General features: G+C 45.0%; 2 protein-coding genes. Both read right to left on the bottom strand.

Annotated elements, in window-relative coordinates; genetic code table 11:
* Window positions 1–161: 161 nt before the first annotated feature.
* Complete coding sequence (locus tag SCALIN_RS17970) at window positions 162–560, bottom strand: hypothetical protein (RefSeq protein ID WP_096895840.1); 399 nt, start codon at window positions 558–560, stop codon at window positions 162–164.
* 158 nt (window positions 561–718) lie between these two features.
* The gene (locus SCALIN_RS17975) at window positions 719–982 is read right to left on the bottom strand and encodes a hypothetical protein (protein WP_096895841.1); all 264 of its coding nucleotides are present in this window, start codon (window positions 980–982) and stop codon (window positions 719–721) included.
* Between the last annotated feature and the right edge of the window lie 279 nt (window positions 983–1261).

The raw sequence follows: 1261 nt of genomic DNA on the forward strand, positions 1-1261 counted from the left end.
TTTTGACGGGAAAAAGAGATTCAGAGCTGGCGACTGTTGCAGCGGTTCAATCTGCCACGAGTCGTAGTGCACGTCTGTGACATGCTTCCACTTTCTCGAGAAGATTCATCCACGCTCGCTGATGATACGAAAAGCTGGTTATGCCAAAGCGTTTTTCACAATCAACCAACCTGGTTGCCACAGGCTTGACACACTTTGGGGGTCTTTTTTAGCGGGGGAAAAAGAGATTCAACAATGAGCGATTCTGACTCGTAATCCTGCATCGTTTGCTCAGACAAACCAATGTTAATCAAGTCGGAATTACTAAATTTGGCTAATGAATCTTGAACAGCCATACTGATCGTTTCAAAATTTGCGGCGCCAGGTTGCAATAACGTACGCTCTCCATTTTCTACGATAACAATGCGGGACGGATTAATCTCGGTGGTTGTGCCACGAAACCAAAACCAGTTTCCCGTATTAAAAACATTAAGCATGTAAATGGCCGCTACACCAAATACAACAAGTGTTAAAAGAGGTTCAATAATCCGTATTTTTGAAGGATGTTTTAACTCGGTCATTTATAAGATTCTCCAAGTGTACAAACAGGAATTCTATTAGTGCTGAAAATAGAACGCAGATGAACACAAATTTTCCATTCTTATCTGCGTTTATCATGAAAATCTGCGTCCCATTTCCATTTTCCATTGCACACTGTACAATGACCGAAATGCCCAGCTTACTCTCTCGCTGACGCGATTGCTTCGCGCATCTGGTTAAAGTGTGTGCGCGAGTGTCCAGGCAATCCGATCATGAGGTTGTTTCCTGTATTCAGGTAATTAATTTTTTGTTTCACAAATTCTGGTGGCAGTTCTGCAATCAACGCCACCGTTTCAGATTCAGTTCGTTTCCAGGCGGCAACAATTGCCCGGGGGGAAAAACAACTTCTCGTGCTCCTTTGCCCCCCCCAAAATTCTTCTTCCAAAATTTTCTTGATAAACAAAATGGGGACTTAAGCCCCGTCTTTTGCCGGTGGCGGCCCGTGTCGCAAATGTCCGGAGACCCGTGACCAAGTCACATCCAGGGGGGGATTGTGCTCGATAAATACGATGGGCCTTCTTCGTTCATGCTGACTGCGCACGACATATCGACCGTGGTACACACTTTAAGATAACGCAGATGAGATGGGTACAGTCGTGATTACTTCTGTGCATCATTCGCACTACGGAATCCGATTTGTCACTGGAGACCTAGTCATTACGCACTAACATCCTCAGATGCC

Origin of the sequence: Candidatus Scalindua japonica (genome assembly GCF_002443295.1) — a bacterium.
GTDB classification, from domain to species: domain Bacteria; phylum Planctomycetota; class Brocadiia; order Brocadiales; family Scalinduaceae; genus Scalindua; species Scalindua japonica.